Raw genomic sequence first — 22,487 nt, forward strand, 5'->3', positions numbered from 1 at the left:
CTTTGGTGCGTAGGTGCGAAAGGGTGTGCTGGTACGTGTGCGGGGCGCGCGGACGCCCCGGCAGCCTGTGCCGGGGGCCCGCGCGGGACCGCTGCAGCCTGAGGACTGCCGGGGCCTAGAGGTGCGCGTAGACGTCTTCGAGGGAGATCCCGCGCGCCACCATCATCACCTGGACGTGGTAGAGCAGCTGGGAGATCTCCTCGGCGGCGGCTTCCTTGCCCTCGTACTCGGCGGCCATCCAGACCTCGGCGGCCTCCTCGACGACCTTCTTGCCGATGGCATGGACGCCCTTGCCGACCAGCTCGGCGGTACGGGAGGTGCTGGGGTCACCGTTGGCCTTGAGCTGGAGCTCGGTGAAGAGCTCTTCGAAGCTCTTGGGGGTTTTGTTCGCCATGATGGTCCTCAGAATACGGGGTCCGGGGCCGCCTACTGGCGCCAGGGTTCGCTGACGGTGCGCAGGGTCATGGCGGTGGAGACGGCGGCGGTGACCGCTTCGTGCCCCTTGTCCTCGTTCGACCCCTCGAGCCCGGCGCGGTCCAGCGCCTGCTCGTCGTTGTCGCAGGTCAGTACGCCGAAGCCGACGGGGACTCCGGTGTCGATCGACACCTGCACCAGGCCCTGGGTGACGCCCTGGCAGACGTAGTCGAAGTGCGGGGTGCCGCCGCGGATGACCACGCCGAGGGCGACGATGGCATCGTAACCGCGACCGGCCAGTACCTTCGCCACGACCGGGAGCTCGAAGCTGCCCGGGACGCGCAGCAGGGTGGGCTCGTCGATCCCCAGCTCGTGCAGGGCCCGCAGGGCGCCGTCCACCAGGCCGTCCATGACCTTCTCGTGCCACTGGGCCGCGATCACTGCAACACGCAGGTCTCCGCAGTTCTTCACGCTCAGTTCGGGTGCGCCCTTGCCGCTCACAGCTCTGCTCCTCGTTGCGTTCGTATGGGTTACTGCGTGGGGTGTGGGTGGTGCTCGGGGTGGTGCTACTGGTTGCCGCAGGCGGAGGTGGTCACGGTCCCCTCCAGCCAGGGCAGGTCGTGGCCCATCCGGTCCCGCTTGGTGCGCAGGTAGCGCAGGTTGTGCTCGCCCGCCTCCATGGGCATCGGCTCCCGGTCGGAAACCCTGATGCCGTGGCTGACGAGGGCTTCCGCCTTCTCGGGGTTGTTGGTCAGCAGCCGGACGCTGTGGACACCGAGGTCGGCGAGCATCTGGGCGCCGGCCCCGTAGTCGCGGGCGTCGGCCGGCAGGCCCAGTTCCAGGTTGGCGTCGAGGGTGTCGCGGCCGCGCTCCTGGAGCTCGTACGCGCGCAGCTTGGACAGCAGGCCGATGCCGCGGCCCTCGTGACCGCGCAGGTAGACGATCACCCCGCGGCCGGCCGCCTGGACCCGCTCCATGGCGGTGTGCAGCTGGGGGCCGCAGTCGCAGCGCTGCGACTGGAAGATGTCGCCGGTCAGGCACTCGGAGTGCATGCGGACCAGGACGTCCTCGCCGTCGCCGATCTCGCCGTGGACGAGGGCGACGTGCTCGACGCCGTCGACGGTGGAGCGGTACCCGTACGCGGTGAAGTGGCCGAAGGCGGTCGGCAGGCTGACCTGGGCCTCGCGGCGCACGGTCGGCTCGGCGGAGCGGCGGTAGGCGATCAGGTCCTCGATGGAGATGATCGTCAGTCCGTGCTTGCGGGCGAAGGGGATCAGCTCGGGCAGGCGCAGCATGACGCCGTCCTCGCCGGCGATCTCCACGATGGCGCCGGCCGGGCGCAGGCCGGCGAGGCGGGCGAGGTCGACGGCGGCCTCGGTGTGGCCGTTGCGGACCAGGACGCCGCCGGGCTTGGCGCGCAGCGGGAAGACGTGTCCGGGACGGACGAAGTCCTCGGGGCCCGAGACACCGTCGGCCAGCAGCCGCAGGGTGGTGGCGCGGTCGGCGGCCGAGATGCCGGTGGTGACGCCGTGGGCGCCACTCGCGTCGACGGAGACGGTGAAGGCGGTCTGCATCGACTCGGTGTTGTGCTGGACCATCTGCGGGAGTTCGAGGCGCTCCAGCTCGTCGCCCTCCAGCGGGGCGCAGATCAGGCCGCGGCACTCGCTCATCATGAAGGCGATGATCTCGGGGGTGGCCTTCTCGGCCGCGATGACGAGGTCGCCCTCGTTCTCGCGGTCCTCGTCGTCGACGACGACCACGGGGCGCCCGGCCGCGATGTCGCGGATGGCCTGCTCGACGGGGTCGAGCCGGAAGACCTCTTCGTGCTCGACGTCGGGCACGGGCTTCAGGACGGGGTTCGGGGTCATGCCGTTGCTCCTTCCAGAGCCGGGGCGGTGGTGGTGCGCGAGCGGAGCCACCAGTCGCGCATGCCCCACAGGACGAGCGCGCCGTAGATGACGTAGACGAAACCGGAGAAGGCGTAGCCGTTGGCGAAGTTCAGGGGCACGCCGACCAGGTCGACCAGGAGCCAGGCGAACCAGAACTCGACCATGCCGCGCGACTGGGCGTACATGGCGACGACCGTGCCGACGAAGATGTAGGCGTCGGGCCAGGGGTCCCAGGACAGGGCCGGGTAGGCGGTGAAGAGGAGGGCGACGGCGACCGTGCCGACGGCGGCCGCGGCCACCAGGACTCCGCGTTCGCGCCAGGTGGCGAAGCGGACGGCGAGCCCGCCGTCCTGGGCCTGCTTCCGGCCCCGGTTCCACTGGGCGTAGCCCCACGCGGCGACGAGCATGACGATGACCTGCTTGCCGGCGCTGCCGGAGAGGTGGCCGGCGGCGAAGGCCACGAAGAGGATCGCGCCGGAGAGGAACTGGGCCGGCCAGGTCCATATGGAGCGCCGCCAGCCGAGGGCGAGGGCGATCAGACCGATCGTGTTGCCGATCATGTCGGACCACTTGATGTGCTGGTCGAAGGCGGTGAACGCCTCCGAGTTCAGCCAGTTCAGGGCGCTCATCGTGCCGTCTCCCCCTGCCCGCCGTTCGCGCCGAGCAGCCGCTCCACGTACTTGGCCAGCACGTCGACCTCGAGGTTGACCGGGTCGCCGGGCTTCTTGATGCCCAGGGTGGTCAGCGCGAGGGTGGTGGGGATGAGGCTGATGGTGAACCAGTCGGCGGCGGCCTCGACCACGGTGAGGCTGACGCCGTCGACCGTGATGGAGCCCTTCTCGACCACGTAGCGGGAGAGGTTCTCCGGGAGGGCGACCTTGACGATCTCCCAGTGCTCGGAGGGGGTCCGGTCGAGGATCTCGCCGGTGCCGTCCACGTGCCCCTGGACCAGGTGGCCGCCGAGCCGTCCGCCGAGCGCCATCGGGCGCTCCAGGTTGACCCGGGAGCCCTGGGCGAGGGCGCCGAGGCTGGAGCGGTTCAGGGTCTCCTGCATGACGTCGGCGGTGAACTCGCCGTCACCGGTCTCCACGACCGTCAGGCAGACGCCGTTCACGGCGATGGATTCGCCGTGCTTGGCGTCCTCGGTGACGACGGGGCCGCGCAGGCGGAAGCGGGAGGCTTCGGCGAGCTCCTCGACGGCGACGACCTCGCCCAGTTCTTCGACGATTCCGGTGAACACTCAGTGCTCCTTGAGGGCTGTGGGGGCGGAGGGGGCCGACTCGGGGACGGCGGTGACGCGGATGTCCGTGCCGATGCGGACGGTTTCGGTGATCCGGAGCCGGAGCGCGTCGGCGAGGGTGCCGATGCCGGCGTCGGCGAGGGCGAGGGGGCCCGCGCCCAGGAGGACGGGGGCGAGGTAGCCGACGACCTTGTCGACGGCTCCCGCGGCGACGAAGGCGCCGGCCAGGGTGGGGCCGCCTTCGAGGAGGACGGAGCGGATGCCGCGCCCGTGCAGTTCGCGCAGCAGGGCGTCCACGGAGATCCCGTACTTGTCGTACGGGAGCCGGGCCAGCTCCACTCCGGCGAGGTGGCGGGTGTCCGCATCCTCGGCGACGGCGACGAGAGTGGGCGCGGCCTCGTCCAGGACCCGGGCGGTGGGCCGGATGGTGGCGTGGGTGTCCAGGACCACGCGCAGGGGCTGGTCGGCGGAGGTGAAGCCGTCGATGCCCCGTACCGCGAGGTGCGGGTCGTCGGCGCGCAGGGTGCCGGAGCCGACGACGACGGCGTCGGACTCGGCGCGCAGCCGGTGGACGTCGGCGCGGGACTCCGGCGAGCTGATCCAGCGGCTGGTGCCGTCGGCGGCCGCGATGCGGCCGTCGAGGGTCGCGGCGTACTTCCACAGGATGTACGGGCGGCCCAGGCGTACGGAGGTCAGCCAGGCGGCGTTGCCCGCCGCGGCCTCCTCGGCGAGCAGTCCGGCCTCCGTGTCGATCCCGGCGGCGCGCAGGGTGGCGCCGCCGCCGCTGGCCTGCGGGTTCGGGTCGGAGACCGCGTAGACCACGCGGGCGATCCCGGCGGCGATGAGGGCCTGTGCGCAGGGTCCCGTACGGCCGGTGTGGTTGCAGGGTTCGAGGGTGACGTAGGCGGTGCCGCCGCGGGCGGCCGCGCCGGCCGCGTTCAGGGCGTGGACCTCGGCGTGCGGGCCGCCGGCCCGCTCGTGCCAGCCTTCGCCCACGATGCTGCCCGAGGCGTCGGTGATGACGCAGCCGACGACCGGGTTGGGGCTGGTGGAGCCGAGTCCGCGGGCGGCGAGCTCTACGGCTCGGCGCATGGCGCGGGTGCCCGCGTCGGGTGCTGCGTGCGCGGCGTGTGTCGCCACCGGGTCCTCCTGCCTCATCGGGCACGGACTCCGGGGCCTGTCGGGAAACGACAGATGAAGCGGGTAGCACACGCGGGGACGCCGGGGCCGGGAGATCGGTCCGTTCGACGGCACGTCCCGAGGGATGTGCCGATGGACCGCCGACGGCGGCGTACCGGTGACTGGCCCGCCGCGCACTGCCTCCCATCCGGACTTTAACCGTCGGTCCAGGAATTTCACCTGGTCAACCGGCCGCTGGCTGCGGACGGGTCGCGGACTATAACCGCCGGTTCGGAATTACACCGACCCCGGAGTGCGCTGCTACTGGTACTGAAGCCAGTGTGCCACGGGTGATCGGCAGCCATACAGGTGAGTCAATGTGGCCTGGGTCACACATGCGGTCACCCCGGGGCGCGCGGATTGCGCCGTCCGGCCGATTCCCGCCCCCCGCACATGCGCGGAAGATCCCCTTGACGGAACCCGCGCCGGACCTTGCCGGATCGCGCACTTTGGTCCAGACCTATTGACGGGTTGGTCTAGTCCTCTTAACGTTCCCTTCATCTTCCCCGGGAGACAGCCCGTCAGATGTGCGCACGTCACGGGCCAACACGCACCACCTTTCAGCCTGTTGTGTCCTGCCATCCTCCCCTCCCCAGGAGGCACAATGCTGTCCCCCACCAAGACGCGGGCCATGCTCCTGACGTCCGGCGCCGCAATCGCCGGACTGCTGGTCGCGGGGCTCTCGGCGGGCGTCTCGCACGCCGCCGACAACGAGTCCTGTCGCCCCGACGGTCTGTACAAGACCGCGGGTGTGGACGTCCCGTACTGCTCGGTCTACGACACCGAGGGCCGCGAGAAGATGGGCGCCGACCACCAGCGCCGCGTCATCGGCTACTTCACGGGCTGGCGCACGGGCAAGGACGGCACCCCCGCCTACCTGCCCAACAACATCCCGTGGTCCAAGGTCACCCACCTGAACTACGCCTTCGCCCACGTCGACGGCAACAACAAGATCTCGGTCGGCAACGACAACGCGAACAACTCCGCCACCGGGATGACCTGGCCGGGCGTCGCGGGTGCCGAGATGGACCCCGCCCTCCCTTACAAGGGCAACTTCAACCTTCTGAACAAATTCAAGAAGCAGTACCCGAACGTCAAGACGCTGATCTCGGTCGGCGGCTGGGCGGAGACCGGCGGCTACTTCGGCGACGACGGCAACCGCGTCGCGTCCGGCGGCTTCTACTCGATGGCCACCAACGCCGACGGCTCGGTCAACACGGCCGGCATCAACACCTTCGCGGACTCCTCGGTCGAGTTCATCCGCAAGTACGGGTTCAACGGCGTCGACATCGACTACGAGTACCCGACCACGATGAAGGACGCGGGCAACCCGCTCGACTGGCAGCTCTCCAACGCCCGCCGGGCCGGACTGGTCCAGGGCTACGACGTCCTGATGAAGTCCCTGCGCGAGAAGCTGGACCGGGCCGGCGCCGCCGACGGCAAGCACTACCTGCTGACCGTCGCCGCCCCCTCCTCCGGCTACCTGCTGCGCGGCATGGAGACGTTCCAGATGCAGAAGTACCTGGACTACGTCAACATCATGTCCTACGACCTGCACGGCGCCTGGAACGAGTACGTCGGTCCCAACGCCTCGCTCTTCGACGACGGCAAGGACGCCGAGCTGGCGGCCGCCAACGTCTACGGCAGCTCCCAGTACGGCGGCATCGGCTACCTCAACACCGACTGGGCCTACCACTACTTCCGCGGCTCCATGCCGGCGGGCCGCATCAACATCGGCCTGCCCTACTACACCCGCGGCTTCAAGAACGTCCAGGGCGGCACCGACGGTCTGTGGGGCAAGGCCTCCGCGACCACCTGCCCGGCCGGCGCGGGTCTGACCAAGTGCGGCGACGGCGCGGTCGGCATCGACAACCTGTGGCACGACAAGGACACCAACGGGGTCGAGTCCCCCGCCGGTTCCAACCCGATGTGGCACGCCAAGAACCTCGAGAAGGGGATCGTCGGCGACTACGTCACCAAGTACGGCTTCCCGGCGAACACCACGCTGACCGGCACCTACGTCCGCAAGTACGACGCGAACCTGGTCGCCCCCTGGCTGTGGAACGCGCAGAAGAAGGTCTTCCTCTCCACCGAGGACGAGCAGTCGGTCGCGGCCAAGGCCGACTACGTGGTCAACCGCGGCATCGGCGGCACCATGGTCTGGGAGATGGCCGGCGACTACGGCTGGAACGCCGCCAAGGGCCAGTACGAGATCGGCGACACGCTGACCTCGGTGATGTACGACAAGTTCAAGGCGGCCTCCCCGTACGGCGCCAAGAAGTCCAACACCGCGCTGCCGACGCAGGCCGTGGACATCAAGACGGAGTTCAACGAGTTCAAGCTCGGCGACTCCAACTACCCGATCACCCCGAAGCTCAAGATCACCAACAACACGAACGCGACGCTCCCGGGCGGCACGGAGTTCCAGTTCGACTACTCGACGGCGGCTCCGGCCAACGCCTCCGACCAGTCGGGCTTCGGCACCAAGGTGATCAAGAGCGACCACACCGGCAGCAACGTGGGCGGTCTGAAGGGCGACTTCCACCGGGTCTCGCTGAAGCTCCCGGCGTGGCAGACGCTCGCCCCGGGCGCCTCGGTCGACCTGGCCTTCAACTACTACCTGCCGGTCTCCACGCCTTCCAACTGGACGGTGAACATCTCCGGCACGACGTACGCGCTCGCCGGTGACCTGGCGCGCGGCACCACGGTGGTCCAGCCGGGCAGCACCACCCCGCCCACGACCCCGCCGACCACGCCGCCCACCACCCCGCCGACGACTCCCCCGACCACGCCGCCGACCACCCCGCCCACGACTCCTCCGGGCGGCACGTGCACCAACCCCGCGTACGTGGCGGGCACGGTCTACAACAGCGGCAACGTCGTCTCGTACCAGGGCCGCAACTGGAAGGCCCAGTGGTGGACGCAGAACGAGACTCCCGGCACCACCGGCGAGTGGGGCGTCTGGAAGGACCAGGGCGCCTGCTGACTCCCCGCGCGGTGACCGCACAGGTGACCTCGTAGGTGAAGGAACGTGAGGACCCGGTGGCCCGGCGGCCACCGGGTCCCCGCGTTTCCCGGACCGTCCGGCGATCTTGCCGGGTCCCGCCAACTCCCTTGGCCCCGTGGGCTGTACGGTCCCCAGGTGGCGGGCTCGCACGGGAGCGCGCGGCGGGCTCGCACGGGAGCGCGCCGGCCCGGGAAGGGAGCGGAACCATGGGCGGCGTCCTGGTCACGGGAGGCACGGGGAACCTGGGTGCAGCCGATCGCTTCGTCCGCGGCGGGAACCTGGCGCCCGCGCACGCGGTGGGCAAGAAGACCTTCGCGCAGTTCCTGGCCGGCCCCGGGGCCGGCTGAGGGCGGCCGGGCGGGCCGCGCTGAGGTCAGCCCGTGAAGAGGTCGGCCTGCGCCGACTCGCGGGCGGCGAGCCGGGCCCCCGTGAGCACCGCCGTGTCGCCGAGCGCGCCGGCCCGGACCTCGGTCGGGATCGGGCTCAGTGCGGCGAGGCGGCGGGCCACCAGGGCTGCGAGCCCGGGGCCGCCCGCGCGGCCGAGCTCCCCGCCGAGCACGACGCAGCCGGGGTCCAGGATCGCCGCGACGGCCGCCGCGCCGAGGGCGAGGCGCTCGGCCAGGGCGTCGAGGAACTCCGGCCCGGCCGCGCCCGCGACGGCCTCCTCGACCGGCCCGTCGTAGCCGTGGGCCGCGGCGAGCGCGGCCACCCCGCCCCGCCCGGCCAGTTCGTGGAAGCCGCCGTCGCAGTTCGTGGCCGACGGGAGGCCGCCCGTACCGGGCACCGGCAGGAAGCCGATCTCCCCCGCGCCGCCGGAGGCGCCCCGGCGCAGCCGTCCGTCGAGGACCACCGCGGCGCCGACCCCTTCGCCGAGCCAGAGCAGCACGAAGGAGTTCAGGTCCCGGGCGGCTCCGACCCGCTGTTCCGCCAGGGCCGCCAGGTTGGTCTCGTTCTCCACCGCGACCACCGCCGGCAGCCGCCGCTGCACCGCCGCCACCAGGTCCCGGTGCCAGGCGGGCAGGCCGGCGGTGTCGCGGAGCTCTCCGCTGCCGGGGGCCACCAGTCCCGGCGCTCCGATGACCACCGTGTGGAGCCGGTCGGCGCCCGCCTCCCGGACGAGCTCCTCCAGCCGGTCGACGGCCTCCTCCACGGCGTCCACGGGCAGGGCCGCCTGCGCGAGCGGCCGGCCGAGGAGGTCGGCGACGACCGCCGTGGCGCTGTCCGTCCGCACGTCGAGGGCGGCGAGGTACGCCCGTCGCGCGACGATCCCGTAGAGCTTGGCGTTGGGTCCGCGCCGCTGCTCGCCGGATTCCCCGACGACCTCGATCAGTCCGGCTCCGGTGAGGCGTTCCACCAGGTCGGCCACGGAGGGCCGGGACAGGCCGGTCAGCTCCTTGAGCTGGGGCGCCGTCAGGGGTCCCTCCTCCTGGAGGAGTTGGAGGGCGAGCCGGTCGTTGATGGCCCGGGCCGTGCTCGGCGAGGCGGGGGACGGAGCCGGGGACGCGGCGCGGGTGGAGGCGCGGGTGGCGGCGCCGGCGGTGGCGGTCAGGGCCTTGGCAGGAGTCACGAAGCCCATCTTAGGAGTTCCGGGGGCTAACTATCAGGCAGGGTCCCTGATAGTTTACGGGTCATGACCGGGGAAACCGACCTCAGCCCGGCGCGACTGCGCCATGCCCGCTTCGCCATCGCCGGCGTCTTCTGCGCACACGGCGCGGTCACCGGCTCCTTCGCGACCCGCATCCCCTGGATCCAGGAGCACGCGCAGCTCAGCGCGGGCACCCTGGGCCTGGCCCTCGCCTTCCCCGCGCTCGGCGCGGCCTTCACGATGCCGCTGGCCGGACGCATCAACCACCGCTTCGGCGCGCGCACCGCCCTGCGGATGCTGCTGAGCCTGTGGACGCTCGCCCTCGTCCTGCCGAGCCTCGCCCCGAACCTGTGGACGCTCTGCTTCGTGCTCTTCGTCTACGGAGCCACCGCCGGCATGTCGGACGTGGCGATGAACGCGCTGGGCGTCGAGACCGAGAACCGGCTGGGACGCTCGATCATGTCCTCGCTGCACGGCATGTGGAGCGTGGGCGCCCTGATCGGCTCGGCCGCCGGCACCGTGGCCGCGCACGCGGGCGCCGATGCCCGTCTGCACCACCTGATCGCCGCGCTCGCGCTGACGCTGGCCGGGCTGATCGCCGTACGGGGCGTCCTGGACCTGCGCACCGACACCGGCGGGGAGGAGGCTCCGCCACACTTCGCGCTGCCCCCGAAGTCCGCGCTGTTCATCGGCGCGATCGGCTTCTGCGCCGTCTTCGCGGAGGGCGCGAGCCTGGACTGGTCCGGGGTGTACCTGCGGGACGTGCTGCACACCGACGCCGGTCTCGCAGCCGCCTCGACCACCGCCTTCGCCCTGACGATGGCGCTCGCCCGGCTCGTCGGGGACAGGGTCGTGGACCGGTTCGGGGCCGTGCGCACGGTCCGGGCGGGCGGCGCTCTGGCCACCGCGGGCGGGCTGCTCGTGGTCACCGTGCACCAGCCGGCCGCGGCCCTGGCCGGGTTCGGGCTGATCGGGCTCGGCATCGCGGTGGTGGTCCCGCTGGCCTTCGCCGCGGCCGCGCGCAGCGGCCCGGCCCCGGCGCAGGCCATCGCCGGCGTCGCGACGATCACGTACACCTCGGGGCTGATCGCCCCGTCGGCCATCGGCGCGGTGGCGGACGCGACCTCGCTGGTGGTGTCGTTCGGGCTGGTCACGCTGCTGTCGTTCGCCCTGATCGTGGGGGCGACCGTCCTGCGGCAGCGGCCGGTGACGGCGCAGGCCCCGGCCGTCAACCAGGACGAACCTGCACCTATCCGGCCGTAATATGTCGCCTGGCCACCTACGGCCTCGTAGCGTGACCACGCTCCTGACGAACGACGCAGAACGAACGAAAAGCGGTGGAACATGGGCCTCGGCGTGCGCTGGACCCTGCACGGAGACGGGCGGACCCCCGCCCCCGGCGCGGTGGTGCGGCCGGACGAGCGGCTGTCGTGGCCGCGGACCGCCGGGCTGGGCGCCCAGCACGTCGTGGCGATGTTCGGGGCGAGCTTCGTGGCCCCGGTCCTGATGGGGCTGGACCCGAACCTCGCCATCATGATGTCGGGTGTCGCCACCGTCATCTTCCTGCTGGCGACCCGCGGCCGGGTCCCCTCCTACCTGGGCTGCTCGCTCTCCTTCGTGGGCGTCGCGGCGGCGATCCGGGCGAGCGGCGGGGACAGCGCGGTCGTCACGGGCGCGGTCTTCGTGGTCGGCGCGGCGCTGTTCCTGGTGGGGCTGGCTGTCCAGCGGTTCGGGGCCCGGATCATCCACGCGGCGATGCCGCCGGTGGTGACGGGCGCGGTCGTGATGCTGATCGGGTTCAACCTGGCGCCCGTGACGGCCTCCACGTACTGGCCGCAGGACCAGTGGACGGCCCTGCTGACGATGGCCTTCACCGGGCTGGCCGTGGTCTGCCTGCGGGGCTTCTGGTCGCGGATCGCGATCTTCCTCGGCCTGCTCTTCGGGTACGGCATCTCGTGGATCTTCGACCTCGTCTTCGGCAAGATCCACTCGACGGTGGGCGGTCCCGATGCGGTGGACCACTGGCGGCTCGACCTGTCGGGGGTGGCCAAGGCCGACTGGGTCGGGCTGCCGGCCTTCCACGCGCCGGCCTTCGAGTGGTCGGCGATCCTGATCGCGCTGCCGGTGGTCATCGCGCTGATCGCCGAGAACGCAGGACACATCAAGGCCGTCGGCGAGATGACGGGCGATCCGCTCGACGACCAGCTCGGCACGGCCATCGCCGCCGACGGCGCCGCCTCGATGCTGTCCACGGCGGTGGGCGGCCCGCCGAACACCACGTACTCCGAGAACATCGGCGTCATGGCCGCCACCCGCGTCTACTCCACGGCGGCCTACTGGGCGGCGGCCGGCTTCGCCCTCCTCTTCGGGCTGTGCCCGAAGTTCGGCGCGGTCGTCGCCGCGATCCCCGGCGGGGTGCTGGGCGGGATCACCGTGATCCTTTACGGCATGATCGGCCTGCTCGGCGCGCAGATCTGGATCAACGGCCGGGTGGACCTGCGCAATCCGCTGAACCTGGTGCCGGCCGCGGCGGGCATCATCATCGGTGTCGGCGGGGTGCAGCTCCACATCAGCGACAGCTTCGAGCTGGGCGGGATCGCGCTCGGCACGATCGTCGTCATCACGGGCTACCACGCCCTGCGCTACTTCGCCCCGGCGCACATGAAGCAGCAGGAACCGCTGCTGGACTCGGGCACGTCGGCGTACGACGAGGCGGCGGAAAGCGATTCCGTGGACCCCGGTGACAAGCGGGGTTGACGGAGTTTCGCCCGAACCGGCGAAGCGTACGGCCAAGTTCCCCTGATCCCGGTCCGCGGCTGCGACGCTGCGTCCCATGGTCCCCATGGAAGCGGTGCTGGCGCGAATGCGCGCCCTCGACGAGCGGCTCCCCGAGCGGGACGGCGTCGCCGTCTTCAACCGGGTGTACCTCACGGTGACGCAGACCCTGCACGAGGGGATCGCGCACGGTGCGTTCCCCTCGCCCCGCCGGGCGGAAGCGCTCAGCGTCCGCTTCGCCGAGCGCTACCTGACGGCGGTGGAGGCCGACCGGGCCCCGGCGTGCTGGCGGCCGCTGCTCCAGTACCGGCGCCACCCCGGGATCCGGCCGCTCCAGCACGCGTTGGCCGGGATCAACGCGCACATCGGGCATGACCTGGCGCTGGCGGTGGTCGCCACCTGCCGCTCGCTCGACTGCGAACCGGACGCGCTCGAAGCGGACTTCGACCGGGTCGGCGACACCCTGGTCTCCCTGGAGGAGCACATCCGGGAGGACCTGATGCCGGGGCCGGACCTGCTGGAGATCGCGGACCCGCTGACGCACCTCCTCGGCGCCTGGAGCCTGGAGCGGGCCCGGGCCGGGGCGTGGGCCTCGGCCCGCCTGCTCTGGTCGCTGCGCCGCTCCCCCGATCTGGCGGAGGAGTTCACCGAGTCCCTCGACGCGGGCGTCGGCCTGGTCGGCCGCTGCCTCCTGACACCGACGGGCTGAAGCCCGGCCCTGCGGGGCGGAGGTCCCCTACCCGCCCTTCCACCGTTCCCCGGGCTCCGCCCGGACCCGTTCCCGGGTGCGGCGCCGCTCCCGGGGGCCAGCCCCCGGACCCCCGCTCCTCAAACGCCGGAGGGGCTGGATACACCCAGGACGGGCATGAGCACGGGCCGCCCCCGTGCTCGCGCGCGTGGGGGCGGCCCGTGGGTGCGGGGCCGGAGGGGCGGGTGGGTCAGTCCTCCGGGAGTTCGACCGGGGCTATTTCGTCGTAGACGTCGCCCGGGCCGGGGTTGGTGGAGTCCGTGGCGCCGCCGAGGTGGTGCATGACGCCCCAGACGGCGTTGAGGGCCGTCTGGACCGCGCCCTCGGCCCAGCCCGCCGTCCAGGAGATGTCGTCGCCCGCGAGGAAGATGCCGCGCTTGTCCTCGGGGAGGCGGTCCTGCATGAAGTGGGTGAACAGGCGGCGCTGGTAGCGGTAGTGGCCCGGCAGGTTGGCCTTGAACGCGCCCATGAAGTAGGGCTCGTTCTCCCAGGACACGGTCACCGGGTTGCCGATGATGTGGCGGCGGATGTCGACCTTCGGGTAGATCTCGCCGAGGGACTTCAGCATGACCTCCATCCGCTCGTTCGCGGACAGCGGCAGCCACTTCAGGCTGTCGTCGCACCAGGTGTAGGACAGGCAGATGACGGCCGGCTTGTCGGGGCCGTTGTCCAGGAGGTAGGTGCCACGGGTCATGCGGTCGGTGAGGGTCATCGACATGACGTCGCGGCCCGTTTCCTCGTCCTTGTCCAGCCAGAAGGGCCGGTCCACCGGGATGAAGAGCTTCGAGGACTCCATGTAGTGGGTGCGCTCGATCGCCGTCCAGTGGTCGATCGGGAAGAGCGTGTCGTCGCACGCGATCTTCGAGAGCAGCATCCAGGACTGGGCGGTGAAGATCGCCGCGCGGTACGTGCGGATGTCGCCCGAGGCGTCCGTGACCGTGATGCGGTTGCCCGCCGTGCGGTGCAGGCGGGTGACCGCCGGGCGCGGGGTGCCCCCGTGCAGGGAGGAGAGGGAGGTGCCCTGGGCCCAGTGCACGATCTTCTCCGGCTCGCGGTCCCACATGCGCAGCGGCAGCTGCTGCGAGCCGCCCACGATGCCGCGGTGGTGGTCGTCGGCCTCGGTGTAGACGACGCGCAGGATCTCCAGGATCGAGTTCGGGAAGTCGGTGTCCCAGCCGCCCGTGCCGAAGCCGACCTGGCCGAAGATCTCGCGCTTGCGGAAGGACTTGAAGGCCTCGGACTTGCAGAGGAACCCGTAGAAGGTCTCGTCGTCGAGCTTCTCGACGAGCTTCGCCCAGATCTCGCGGATGCGCGGGACGTCCCGCTCGCGCATCGCGGTGTTCATGTCGGAGAAGTCGGCGCCCTCGTCCAGGCAGGCGTTCCACGCGGCGGACACGTCGCGGTAGACCTGCGGGAGGTCGGCGATGGTCTCGGCGTAGTGGGTCTCGCCCTTGAGGTCGACCACCGTCGAGGGGGTGGCCTCGGCGAGCGGGTTCGGGAAGGGCTCGGTGACCAGGCCGACGAGGTCGATGTAGTGCTGGAGGGCGGTGGAGGACGGCGGGAAGCGCATGGCGCCCATCTCCGCGGTCAGTTCCTCGGTGCCCGCGCCCTCGAAGCCCACGGTGCGCAGCCGGCCGCCGATCTGGTCGGCCTCGTAGATGACGGGCTTGAGGCCCATCTTCATCAGCTCGTAGGCGGAGATGATGCCGGACAGCCCGCCGCCGATGACGGCGACCTCGGTGCCGTGCTCGGTCGCCGGTATCTGCCCGAGGCCCGCCGGGTGGGCCAGGAAGTCGTCGTACGCGTACGGGAAGTCCGGGCCGAACATCGTGATCGGCAGCGTGCCGTCGCTGTGCGGGACGGCGGTGGTGGGCACCGTGGACGTCATGGGGTACGACTCCTAGCGGGGTGGGGCAGGGGGGAAGCAGGGCGGGCGGGGGCGACGGCGCTCGGCCGGGCCGGGTCCGGGGGTCAGACGAGCGAGGCGTACAGCCCCGGGCGGCGGTCGCGCAGGTACGGGTTGGTCTCGCGCGAGGCGCGCAGCAGCTCGGGGTCGGCCTCGCCGAACACCAGCTCCTCGCCGCGGCCGGCCCGGGTCCGGGTGACCCCGTCGGGACTGGCCAGGCAACTGAGGCCGACGAACTCGAACTCGCCCTCCGGGCCGGTGCGGTTGACGTATGCGATGTACATCTGGTTCTCGAAGGCCCGTACGGGGACCAGCTGTTCGGCGACGAACTGGAACGGGTGCATCTGCGCGGTCGGCACCAGGAGGAGGTCGGTGCCGGCGAGCGCGTGGGCCCGGACGTTCTCGGGGAACTCGACGTCGTAGCAGATCATGACGCCGACCCGGAGGCCGCCGAGGTCCGCCTGGACGACCGGGGTGTCGCCGGGGGTGAAGGCCGCCTGCTCGAAGCAGCCGAAGAGATGGGTCTTGCGGTAGTTCGCGAGCCGTTCCCCGTCGGGGCCGACGAGCTGGGCCGCGTTGTAGACGGCGTCGCCGTCCCGCTCCGGGTAGCCGTAGAGCACGGCCAGCCCGTGGCGGCGGGCGATCTCGCCGATGGCGCGGGCGGACATGCCGTCGGCCGGTTCGGCGAGCCGGGCGATGTCCTCCAGCTCCAGGGCGTAGCCGGTCAGGAACATCTCCGAGGTCACGAGGAGCCCGGCCCCCGCCTGTGCGGCGCGGGCCGCGGCCTCGTCGAGCGCCTTCAGGTTGTCGGCGGTGTCGCCGAGCCGTCCGGAACTCTGGAGGAGGGCGGTGCGCAGCGGGGGCATGGGCGTACCTCTGTGGCAGGAGGGGTGGGGGTCCTTAGACGGTACGTTCGCGCGTTCGACCGGGACAAGCCGTGACCGTTGCGCTCCGCGCATCGATTCGTTGCGCATTGGCGGGAGGATGCGGCGATTCGTTGCGCGGAGCCCGTACGAACGGTCCGAAAGGCCCTTCCGGGCGTTCTACGGGCCCTGCCTGTGGGGCCCCGCTGACGGGGCCGCCTACGGGGCTGAGCGGAAGGCCGGGTGCACGCTCAGCCTGCGCAGGTCTTCCAGGATGTCGGGAGTGTGGTTGGAGACCACCCGGCCGCTCCAGCCGTCACAGAGGGCGGGGACGGTGAGCGTGCCGTCGTGGTCGTGCCCGGCGGCCTCGTAGGCGCGGCGGAGCGCTTCGTGCCCCGCGGGGTCGGAGCCGGGCCGCAGGACGGTCAGTGCCACGGTGTCCCGCAGGCCCAGGTCGGCGAAGGCGGCGGTGACGCCGAGGCAGCTCGGACAGTCGTCGGCGGCGACGAAGAGCCGGTACCGGTGCGGTTCCGGCGAGAACCCGGTCCCGATGCGGCCCCGCAGGACCGCGGCCCGGACGCGCCGCCGGGCCGGCGCCTGGACCGGGGCGGCAACGGGGGCGGCGGCGGGGACGGTGGGCTGGGAAGCCGTCTGGACAGGGGTCTGCACAGGCGCCTGGACAGGGTTCTGGACATGCGTCTGGACATGGATCTGGGACATGGTGCTCCTCGGTCTGCGTGCGTACGTACCTGCGTGCGTGCGTGTTCGGCGGGGGCCTCAGGAGGCCGGGGCCGTGGCACTGCAGACGCGGAGGAGGTCGATGTGCAGCCGGCGGGTGAGCCAGGAGCGGCGCAGCGGGGTGGCGGCGGATGGAGCGGTGAGCTGGTCCACCGGGCCCCCTTCCTGTCCGCGACCCCCATTAGGCTGGCGTTCGCAGTCTCATGGCACCGCCAGGGGCCGTCAAGACCGCCCGCAAGAGTGCTCGCAGGAGCTCCCGCGCCCGTTGGCGCAGGAGTGCCTGCGCCCGTTGGAAGGAAGCTCCCACCCATGTCCCGTGAGTCCCGGCCCGGCGCGGTCCTCGACAATCCCGTCTGGGCCGCGCCGGGCGGCCCGCACCGGGCCTTCGCCGAGACCGGTCCGGCTGGGCTGGCCGCCCGCTACCCGGCCGCTGTGTCGCCCTTCGCCGCCCTCTGCGATCCGGAGGATCCGCGGGCCTGGGCGGACCTGGCCGAGCTCGTGGGTCCGGGCCGGGAGGTCTGGGTGACCGGGCTGCCGACCCCGCCCGCGGGCTGGGAGACGCTGATGTCGATACCGGGCGTGCAGCTGGACGGTCGGGCGGTAGGGGGCAAGGAGGAGCCGGAGGCGGTCCTGCTGGGGCCGGCCGACGTGCCGGAGATGCTGGAGCTGGTCGAGCTGGCCCGGCCCGGCCCGTTCGGGGAGCGCACCGTCGAGCTGGGCACGTACCTCGGGATCCGCCGCGGCGGCCGGCTCGTCGCGATGGCGGGCGAGCGGATGCGGCCGACGGGCTGGTCGGAGATCAGCGCCGTCTGCACGCACCCCGGACACCGTGGCGAGGGCCTCGCCGGGCGGCTGATCCGCGCGGTCGTGGCCGCTGTGGAGGAGCGCGGGGACGCCGCCTTCCTGCACGCCGCGGCGGAGAACACCGCGGCCGTGCGGCTGTACCTCTCGATGGGGTTCGCCCTGCGCCGCGAGCCGGTCTTCATCGGGCTTCGCACGCCCGACACGAAGCGTTAACACGGATTGACATTCCATCCGTTGTGGCCCGGTCCCCTCTGATCTAGCGTCGGAAGAACGACCGGACACCGTGCACCGTGCACCGACCGGGGAAGGGGGTGGCCCGGCATGACCGTTCGTACCGCCGGCGACCCCCTCACCCCGCGCCGCGCCGTCCGCCTGCACTCCCGCGCGCACATCGACCTGCTGCGCGTCGCGGGCTCCCTCTGTCGTTCCTGATCAGCGTTCCGCGCTTCTGCGAGTTGCTCCGTCCTTCGCCGCGCCCCCCGATCAGGAGGCAGTTCCGCCATGTCCGTGCACCCTTCCCCCTCTCCCTCTTCTTCCCGTTCGTCCTCCCCCGCGCTCCATCTCGCCGTCGCCCTCGACGGGGCGGGCTGGCATCCCGCCGCCTGGCGCGAACCGGGTGCGGACGCCGGCCGGCTGTTCACCGCCGGCTACTGGGCGGCGCTCGTCGCAGAGGCCGAGGCGGGGCTGCTGGACTTCGTCACCTTCGAGGACTCGCTGAGCCTGCAGTCCAGCGATCCGGCCGGGCCCGACGGCCGCACCGACCTGGTGCGGGGCCGGCTCGACGCCGTGCTGGTGGCCGCCAGGGTGGCGCCGCTGAGCCGGCACATCGGACTGGTGCCGAGCGTGGTGGCCACCCACACCGAGCCCTTCCACGTCTCCAAGGCGCTCGCCACCCTGGACTACGTGAGCCGCGGGCGGGCCGGGCTGCGCATCCAGATATCCGAACGGCCGGACGAGGTACGCCACTTCGGGCGCCGTACGGACCCCCTGGACCCGGCCGGGCTGTATGCGGAGGCCACCGACCACGTCGAGGTGGTGCGGCGGCTGTGGGACAGCTGGGAGGACGACGCGGAGATCCGCGACGTGGCCACCGGACGGTTCATCGACCGCGCCAAGCTGCACTACATCGACTTCGAGGGCCCCCGGTTCAGCGTGAAGGGCCCCTCCATCACCCCCCGGCCGCCCCAGGGCCTGCCCCCGGTGAGCGCGCTGGCCTCCGACGCCGCCGTGTACCCCTTCCTCGCCCGCTCGGCCGACATCGGCTACGTGACGGCGCAGGATGCCGGCGAGGTCCGCGCGGCCGTCGCCGCGCTCCCCGGCACCCCGCACCTGTTCGGGGAGCTGACGGTGTTCCTCGACGAGCAGCCGGCGACGGCGGAGCGGCGCCTCCAGCGGCTGGACGCCGCGCACGGGGCCGCGTACACGAGCGACTCCCGCGTCTTCGCGGGCACCCCGGCGGACCTCGCCGACCTGCTGCTGGAGTGGCAGGAGGCCGGGCTGACCGGCTTCCGGCTGCGGCCGGGGGTGCTCGCCCACGACCTGCCGGCGATCACCCGCGGCCTGGTCCCGGAGCTCCAGCGGCGCGGGGCGTTCCGGCGGTCCTACGCCGCCTCCTCGCTGCGCGGCCTGCTGGGGCTGGCGCGCCCGGCGAACCGGTACGCCGCCGCACCGCCGGCGGCCCCCGCCGCCGCTGCTTCCCCCGCCGCCTGATCCCCCAGGAAGGACCGACCGCCACCATGAGCAAGCCGCTCAAGCAGATCCATCTCGCCGCGCACTTCCCCGGGGTCAACAGCACCACCGTGTGGAGCGACCCGGCCGCCGGAAGCCAGATCGACTTCGATTCCTTCGTCCATTTCGCACGGACCGCCGAGCGCGCGAAGTTCGACTTCCTCTTCCTCGCCGAGGGCCTGCGCCTGCGCGAACAGGGCGGCGAGATCTACGATCTGGACGTCGTGGGCCGCCCGGACACCTTCACGGTGCTGGCGGCGCTCGCCGCCGTCACCGAGCACCTCGGGCTGACCGGCACCATCAACTCCACCTTCAACGAACCGTACGAGGTGGCCCGCCAGTTCGCCTCCCTCGACCACCTGTCGGGCGGGCGTGCCGCCTGGAACGTGGTCACCTCCTGGGACGCCTTCACCGGGGAGAACTTCCGGCGCGGCGGATTCCTGCCGCGCGAGCAACGCTACGAGCGGGCAAGGGAGTTCCTGGACACCGCGCACGAGCTGTTCGACTCCTGGGACGGCGGCGAGATCCTCGCCGACGCGGCCTCCGGGGAGTTCCTGCGGGACGCGGGCCCCGGCGCCTTCGCCCACCGGGGCGAGCAGTTCGACATCTCCGGCCACTTCAACGTGCCGCGCAGCCCCCAGGGGCGGCCGGTGATCTTCCAGGCCGGAGACTCGGACGAGGGCCGGGAGTTCGCCGCGGCCTCCGCGGACGCCATCTTCGGCCGGTACGGCACGCTGGACGAGGGCCGCGCCTTCTACGCGGACGTCAAGGGGCGCCTGTCCCGGTACGGACGCACCCCCGACGAGCTGAAGATCCTCCCGGCGGCGACCTTCGTGCTCGGCGACACCGACGCCGAGGCCCGGGAGCTGGCCCACGAGGTGCGGCGGCTGCAGGTCAGCGGGGCGACCGCGATCAAGCAGCTGGAACACGTGTGGAACCGCGACCTGTCCGCCTACGACCCGGACGGGCCGCTGCCGGACGTGGATCCCGAGCCCGGGGAGAACACCATCGCGCTGGGGCGGGCGAGCGTGCGCATGAACCGCGACCCGCTGGCCGTCGCGCGGGAGTGGCGGGAGCGGGCGGCCGCCCGGAACCTGTCGATCCGGGAGCTGGTCATCGAGACGACCGCCCGGCAGTCCTTCGTCGGCTCCCCGCTCACCGTCGCCCAGGCCATCGACGCCCTGGTCCAGGCGGACGCGGCCGACGGCTTCATCCTGGTCCCGCACCTGACCCCCGGCGGGCTCGACGTCTTCGCCGACACCGTCGTTCCGCTGCTCCAGGAGCGCGGGGTGTTCCGCCGCGAGTACGAGGGGCCGACGCTGCGCGACCACCTCGGGCTGGCCGCGCCCCGCGCGCTGGCCCCGGTCCGGGGCTGAAGCCCGCGGATCCGCAGGACCGCCCGTCTCCACGCCTGCGGGCCGGCGGGCGCACGGCAGCCCGGCCCGCAGGCACGTCACCCAAGCACGTCACAGAGAAGGGGGCACACCATGCCCGGCATCCCGCTCGGGGTCCTCGACCTCATACCGATCCCGTCCGGTTCCACGGCGGCCGAGGCCCTGCGCGGCACCGTGGACCTGGCCCGGCAGGCCGAGCGGTTCGGGTACACCCGCTACTGGTTCGCCGAGCACCACCTGAACGTGGGGGTCGCCGGGACCTCGCCGGCCGTCGTGCTGGCGCTGACCGCCTCGGCCACCTCCACGATCCGGATCGGCTCGGGGGCGGTCCAGCTCGGACACCGCACGGCGCTGTCCACGGTCGAGGAGTTCGGTCTGCTGGACGCGGTGCACCCGGGACGGATCGACCTCGGCCTGGGCCGCTCGGCGGGTGGGCCGCCCGCGCGCCGGGCCGGCGCCGAGCCCCCGGAGGCGTACACCACGGCGAACGGGCTGCGCATCCCGAAGCCGTTCTCCTTCGCCCACCTGCGCGATCACCCGCGCATCGCGCTGCAGCACCGGCTGCTCCAGCTGCCGGGGGCCACGCCGCAGGAGTACTCCGAGCAAGTGGCCGACATCCTGGCCCTGTTGCGCGGGGAGTACCGCTCGCCCGAGGGGGTGGAGGGGCACGCCGTACCCGGCGAGGGCGCCGAGGTGCAGGTGTGGATCCTGGGCAGCAGCGCGGGCGTGAGCGCGGAGACGGCCGGGGCCGGCGGGCTGCGCTTCACGGCGAACTACCACGTGAGCCCGGCGAGCGTGCTGGAAGCGGCCGAGGCGTACCGGGCGGCCTTCAAGCCCTCGGCGGGGCCGGGCGGGCTGGACCGGCCGTACCTGAGCGTGTCCGCCGACGTGGTGGTGGCTCCGGACGACGAGGAGGCCCGGGAACTGGCCGCCGGGTACGCGCCCTGGGTGCACGGCATCAGGACGGGCGACGGCGCGATCCCCTTCCCCTCGCCCGGGGAGGCCCGGGCGCTGACCCGGGACTGGTCGGCGGCCGATCACGAGCTGGTCGCGGACCGGGTGGAGACCCAGTTCGCCGGCTCCCCGGCCACCGTCGCCGACGCGCTGGAACGCTTGTGGGAGGCGACGGGCGCGGACGAGCTGCTGATCACCACGATCACGCACGGGCACGCCGACCGGGTGCGCTCGTACCGGCTGCTGGCCGGGGAATGGGCCCGCCGGGGCCATCTGCGCTGGTAGGGGCGGCCGTTGCGGGGAATCCCGTGGGCCCGGGTTTGGTACGGAGCGATGCGGTCACACGCGTGGGGACAGCCCGTGACCGCATCGTGAAGGGAACCGTCATGACCCGCAGCCCCTCCAGGGCGACCACGTCCACCGCGACCCAGGCGAAGCCGCGCATCCCCGCGGCCCGCGTGGCCCCGCTGCCCGGATCCGCCGGACACCACTGGCAGTGGCAGACCCGTGCGGCCTGCCGCGACCTCGGCTGGAACCGGTTCTTCCACCCCGCCGACGAGCGGGGCGAGGACCGGGAGCAGCGCGACGCGGCCGCGAAGCGGGTCTGCGCCGAGTGCCCGGTGCGCGCGGCGTGCCTGGAGCACGCCCTGCGCACCCGGGAGACGTACGGGGTGTGGGGCGGTCTGACCGAGGAGGAGCGCCGCACGCTGGTGCGCTCCCGGAGCGGCAGGAGCGCGGCCGGCGGCGGGGCCGCCGCGCCGGCCACCGCACCGGAGGGACGGACCGGGCGGAGCGGTCCCGCTACGCGGGCGCCCCGGAAGTGAAGCGGCGCAGCAGCGGGGAGAGGACGAGCACGGATTTGGTGCGCTCCACGAAGGGCTCCCCCGCGATCCGCTCCAGGACCCGCTCGAAGTGCCGCATGTCGGAGGCGAAGATCTGCACGAGGGCGTCCGCGTCGCCGGTGACGGTCGACGCGGACACCACCTCGGGGTAGCGCTCCAGGCCCCGCCGGATGTCGTCCGGCGAGGTGTTGTGGCGGCAGTACATCTCGATGAAGCCCTCGGTCTCCCAGCCCATGGAGGCGGGGTCCACGCGGACGGTGAAGCCGGTGATGGCTCCTTCGGCGCGCAGCCGGTCCACCCGCCGTTTGACGGCGGGGGCCGAGAGTCCGACCTCGGAGCCGATGTCCGCGAAGGAGCGGCGGGCGTCCTTGGCCAGGGCGTGCACGATGCGTTCGTCGAGATCGTTCAGTCGCACTGCGCG

General features: G+C 72.4%; 22 protein-coding genes and 1 riboswitch. Of the genes, 11 read left to right on the plus strand and 11 right to left on the minus strand.

All coding sequences use genetic code 11. From position 1 onward, the window contains the following. Nucleotides 1–115: 115 nt before the first annotated feature. The 6 genes from ACIA8F_RS28140 to ribD all read right to left on the minus strand — a co-directional run bounded on the left by ACIA8F_RS28140 (nt 116) and on the right by ribD (nt 4,701). Nucleotides 116–394, minus strand: coding sequence for a phosphoribosyl-ATP diphosphatase (locus ACIA8F_RS28140; protein ID WP_327251701.1), 279 nt, complete (start codon nt 392–394; stop codon nt 116–118). A gap of 32 nt (nt 395–426) precedes the next feature. Next, a complete protein-coding gene (ribH, locus tag ACIA8F_RS28145; protein WP_150520523.1) occupies nt 427–915 on the minus strand; it encodes a 6,7-dimethyl-8-ribityllumazine synthase in 489 nt (162 codons plus the stop codon). Between the two features lie 65 nt (nt 916–980). Beyond that, complete coding sequence (locus ACIA8F_RS28150; RefSeq protein ID WP_399382874.1) at nt 981–2,282, minus strand: bifunctional 3,4-dihydroxy-2-butanone-4-phosphate synthase/GTP cyclohydrolase II; 1,302 nt, start codon at nt 2,280–2,282, stop codon at nt 981–983. Next, a complete protein-coding gene (locus ACIA8F_RS28155; RefSeq protein ID WP_399382875.1) occupies nt 2,279–2,932 on the minus strand; it encodes a nicotinamide riboside transporter PnuC in 654 nt (217 codons plus the stop codon). The genes ACIA8F_RS28150 and ACIA8F_RS28155 overlap by 4 nt, the downstream gene beginning before the upstream one ends. Further along, nucleotides 2,929–3,543 carry a riboflavin synthase gene (locus tag ACIA8F_RS28160; RefSeq protein WP_399382876.1) on the minus strand — a complete coding sequence of 205 codons (615 nt, stop codon included), beginning with the start codon at nt 3,541–3,543 and terminating at the stop codon, nt 2,929–2,931. Before ACIA8F_RS28160 ends, ACIA8F_RS28155 begins: the two co-directional genes overlap by 4 nt. Further along, a complete protein-coding gene (ribD, locus tag ACIA8F_RS28165) occupies nt 3,544–4,701 on the minus strand; it encodes a bifunctional diaminohydroxyphosphoribosylaminopyrimidine deaminase/5-amino-6-(5-phosphoribosylamino)uracil reductase RibD (RefSeq protein WP_399382878.1) in 1,158 nt (385 codons plus the stop codon). Between the two features lie 151 nt (nt 4,702–4,852). Continuing rightward, nucleotides 4,853–4,983, minus strand: a riboswitch (FMN riboswitch). Between the two features lie 343 nt (nt 4,984–5,326). Here ribD and ACIA8F_RS28170 point away from each other — a divergent pair. Then, nucleotides 5,327–7,708 (plus strand): chitinase C-terminal domain-containing protein, encoded by a 2,382-nt coding sequence (locus ACIA8F_RS28170; protein WP_399382880.1) that lies wholly within the window; start codon nt 5,327–5,329, stop codon nt 7,706–7,708. A 227-nt stretch (nt 7,709–7,935) separates the two neighbouring features. Beyond that, nucleotides 7,936–8,076 carry a hypothetical protein gene (locus ACIA8F_RS28175; RefSeq protein ID WP_399382882.1) on the plus strand — a complete coding sequence of 47 codons (141 nt, stop codon included), beginning with the start codon at nt 7,936–7,938 and terminating at the stop codon, nt 8,074–8,076. A 26-nt stretch (nt 8,077–8,102) separates the two neighbouring features. Here ACIA8F_RS28175 and ACIA8F_RS28180 read toward each other — a convergent pair whose 3' ends face one another. After that, nucleotides 8,103–9,305 (minus strand): ROK family transcriptional regulator, encoded by a 1,203-nt coding sequence (locus ACIA8F_RS28180; RefSeq protein WP_399382884.1) that lies wholly within the window; start codon nt 9,303–9,305, stop codon nt 8,103–8,105. 54 nt (nt 9,306–9,359) lie between these two features. Here ACIA8F_RS28180 and ACIA8F_RS28185 point away from each other — a divergent pair, with 54 nt between their 5' ends. From ACIA8F_RS28185 to ACIA8F_RS28195, 3 genes are all read left to right on the plus strand, one after another. Beyond that, complete coding sequence (locus tag ACIA8F_RS28185) at nt 9,360–10,577, plus strand: MFS transporter (protein ID WP_399382885.1); 1,218 nt, start codon at nt 9,360–9,362, stop codon at nt 10,575–10,577. A gap of 81 nt (nt 10,578–10,658) precedes the next feature. Beyond that, entirely contained in the window at nt 10,659–12,071 is a 1,413-nt protein-coding gene (locus ACIA8F_RS28190) for a uracil-xanthine permease family protein (protein WP_399382886.1), read from the plus strand. A 76-nt stretch (nt 12,072–12,147) separates the two neighbouring features. Next, nucleotides 12,148–12,798 carry a DUF5995 family protein gene (locus tag ACIA8F_RS28195; protein WP_399382888.1) on the plus strand — a complete coding sequence of 217 codons (651 nt, stop codon included), beginning with the start codon at nt 12,148–12,150 and terminating at the stop codon, nt 12,796–12,798. Nucleotides 12,799–13,027: 229 nt separating this feature from the next. Here ACIA8F_RS28195 and ACIA8F_RS28200 read toward each other — a convergent pair whose 3' ends face one another. The 3 genes from ACIA8F_RS28200 to ACIA8F_RS28210 form a co-directional block, all read right to left on the minus strand. Beyond that, nucleotides 13,028–14,725 (minus strand): flavin monoamine oxidase family protein, encoded by a 1,698-nt coding sequence (locus ACIA8F_RS28200; protein ID WP_399382889.1) that lies wholly within the window; start codon nt 14,723–14,725, stop codon nt 13,028–13,030. Nucleotides 14,726–14,808: 83 nt separating this feature from the next. After that, entirely contained in the window at nt 14,809–15,609 is an 801-nt protein-coding gene (locus tag ACIA8F_RS28205) for a carbon-nitrogen hydrolase family protein (RefSeq protein ID WP_399382890.1), read from the minus strand. A 216-nt stretch (nt 15,610–15,825) separates the two neighbouring features. Beyond that, on the minus strand, nt 15,826–16,326 hold the full coding sequence (locus ACIA8F_RS28210; RefSeq protein ID WP_399382892.1) for a hypothetical protein: 501 nt from the start codon (nt 16,324–16,326) through the stop codon (nt 15,826–15,828). Between the two features lie 327 nt (nt 16,327–16,653). On the opposite strand from ACIA8F_RS28210, the gene ACIA8F_RS28215 reads away from it, so the two are divergent. From ACIA8F_RS28215 to ACIA8F_RS28240, 6 genes are all read left to right on the plus strand, one after another. Further along, complete coding sequence (locus ACIA8F_RS28215) at nt 16,654–17,361, plus strand: GNAT family N-acetyltransferase (protein ID WP_399382894.1); 708 nt, start codon at nt 16,654–16,656, stop codon at nt 17,359–17,361. Between the two features lie 108 nt (nt 17,362–17,469). Beyond that, nucleotides 17,470–17,580 (plus strand): putative leader peptide, encoded by a 111-nt coding sequence (locus tag ACIA8F_RS28220; protein ID WP_383947792.1) that lies wholly within the window; start codon nt 17,470–17,472, stop codon nt 17,578–17,580. A 69-nt stretch (nt 17,581–17,649) separates the two neighbouring features. Continuing rightward, on the plus strand, nt 17,650–18,858 hold the full coding sequence (locus ACIA8F_RS28225) for an LLM class flavin-dependent oxidoreductase (protein ID WP_399382895.1): 1,209 nt from the start codon (nt 17,650–17,652) through the stop codon (nt 18,856–18,858). 26 nt (nt 18,859–18,884) lie between these two features. Further along, nucleotides 18,885–20,252 (plus strand): NtaA/DmoA family FMN-dependent monooxygenase, encoded by a 1,368-nt coding sequence (locus tag ACIA8F_RS28230; RefSeq protein ID WP_399382897.1) that lies wholly within the window; start codon nt 18,885–18,887, stop codon nt 20,250–20,252. Between the two features lie 111 nt (nt 20,253–20,363). Next, nucleotides 20,364–21,509, plus strand: a complete 1,146-nt coding sequence (locus ACIA8F_RS28235; protein WP_399382899.1) for an LLM class flavin-dependent oxidoreductase — start codon at nt 20,364–20,366, stop codon at nt 21,507–21,509. 101 nt (nt 21,510–21,610) lie between these two features. Next, a complete protein-coding gene (locus tag ACIA8F_RS28240) occupies nt 21,611–22,048 on the plus strand; it encodes a WhiB family transcriptional regulator (RefSeq protein ID WP_399382901.1) in 438 nt (145 codons plus the stop codon). Here the strand turns inward: ACIA8F_RS28240 and ACIA8F_RS28245 are convergent. Next, nucleotides 22,026–22,481: an Lrp/AsnC family transcriptional regulator gene (locus ACIA8F_RS28245; protein ID WP_243334460.1), complete on the minus strand. Its 456-nt coding sequence runs from the start codon at nt 22,479–22,481 to the stop codon at nt 22,026–22,028. The genes ACIA8F_RS28240 and ACIA8F_RS28245 overlap by 23 nt on opposite strands. Between the last annotated feature and the right edge of the window lie 6 nt (nt 22,482–22,487).

It is taken from the genome of Streptomyces sp. NPDC051563, assembly GCF_044454225.1.
Taxonomy (GTDB): domain Bacteria; phylum Actinomycetota; class Actinomycetes; order Streptomycetales; family Streptomycetaceae; genus Streptomyces.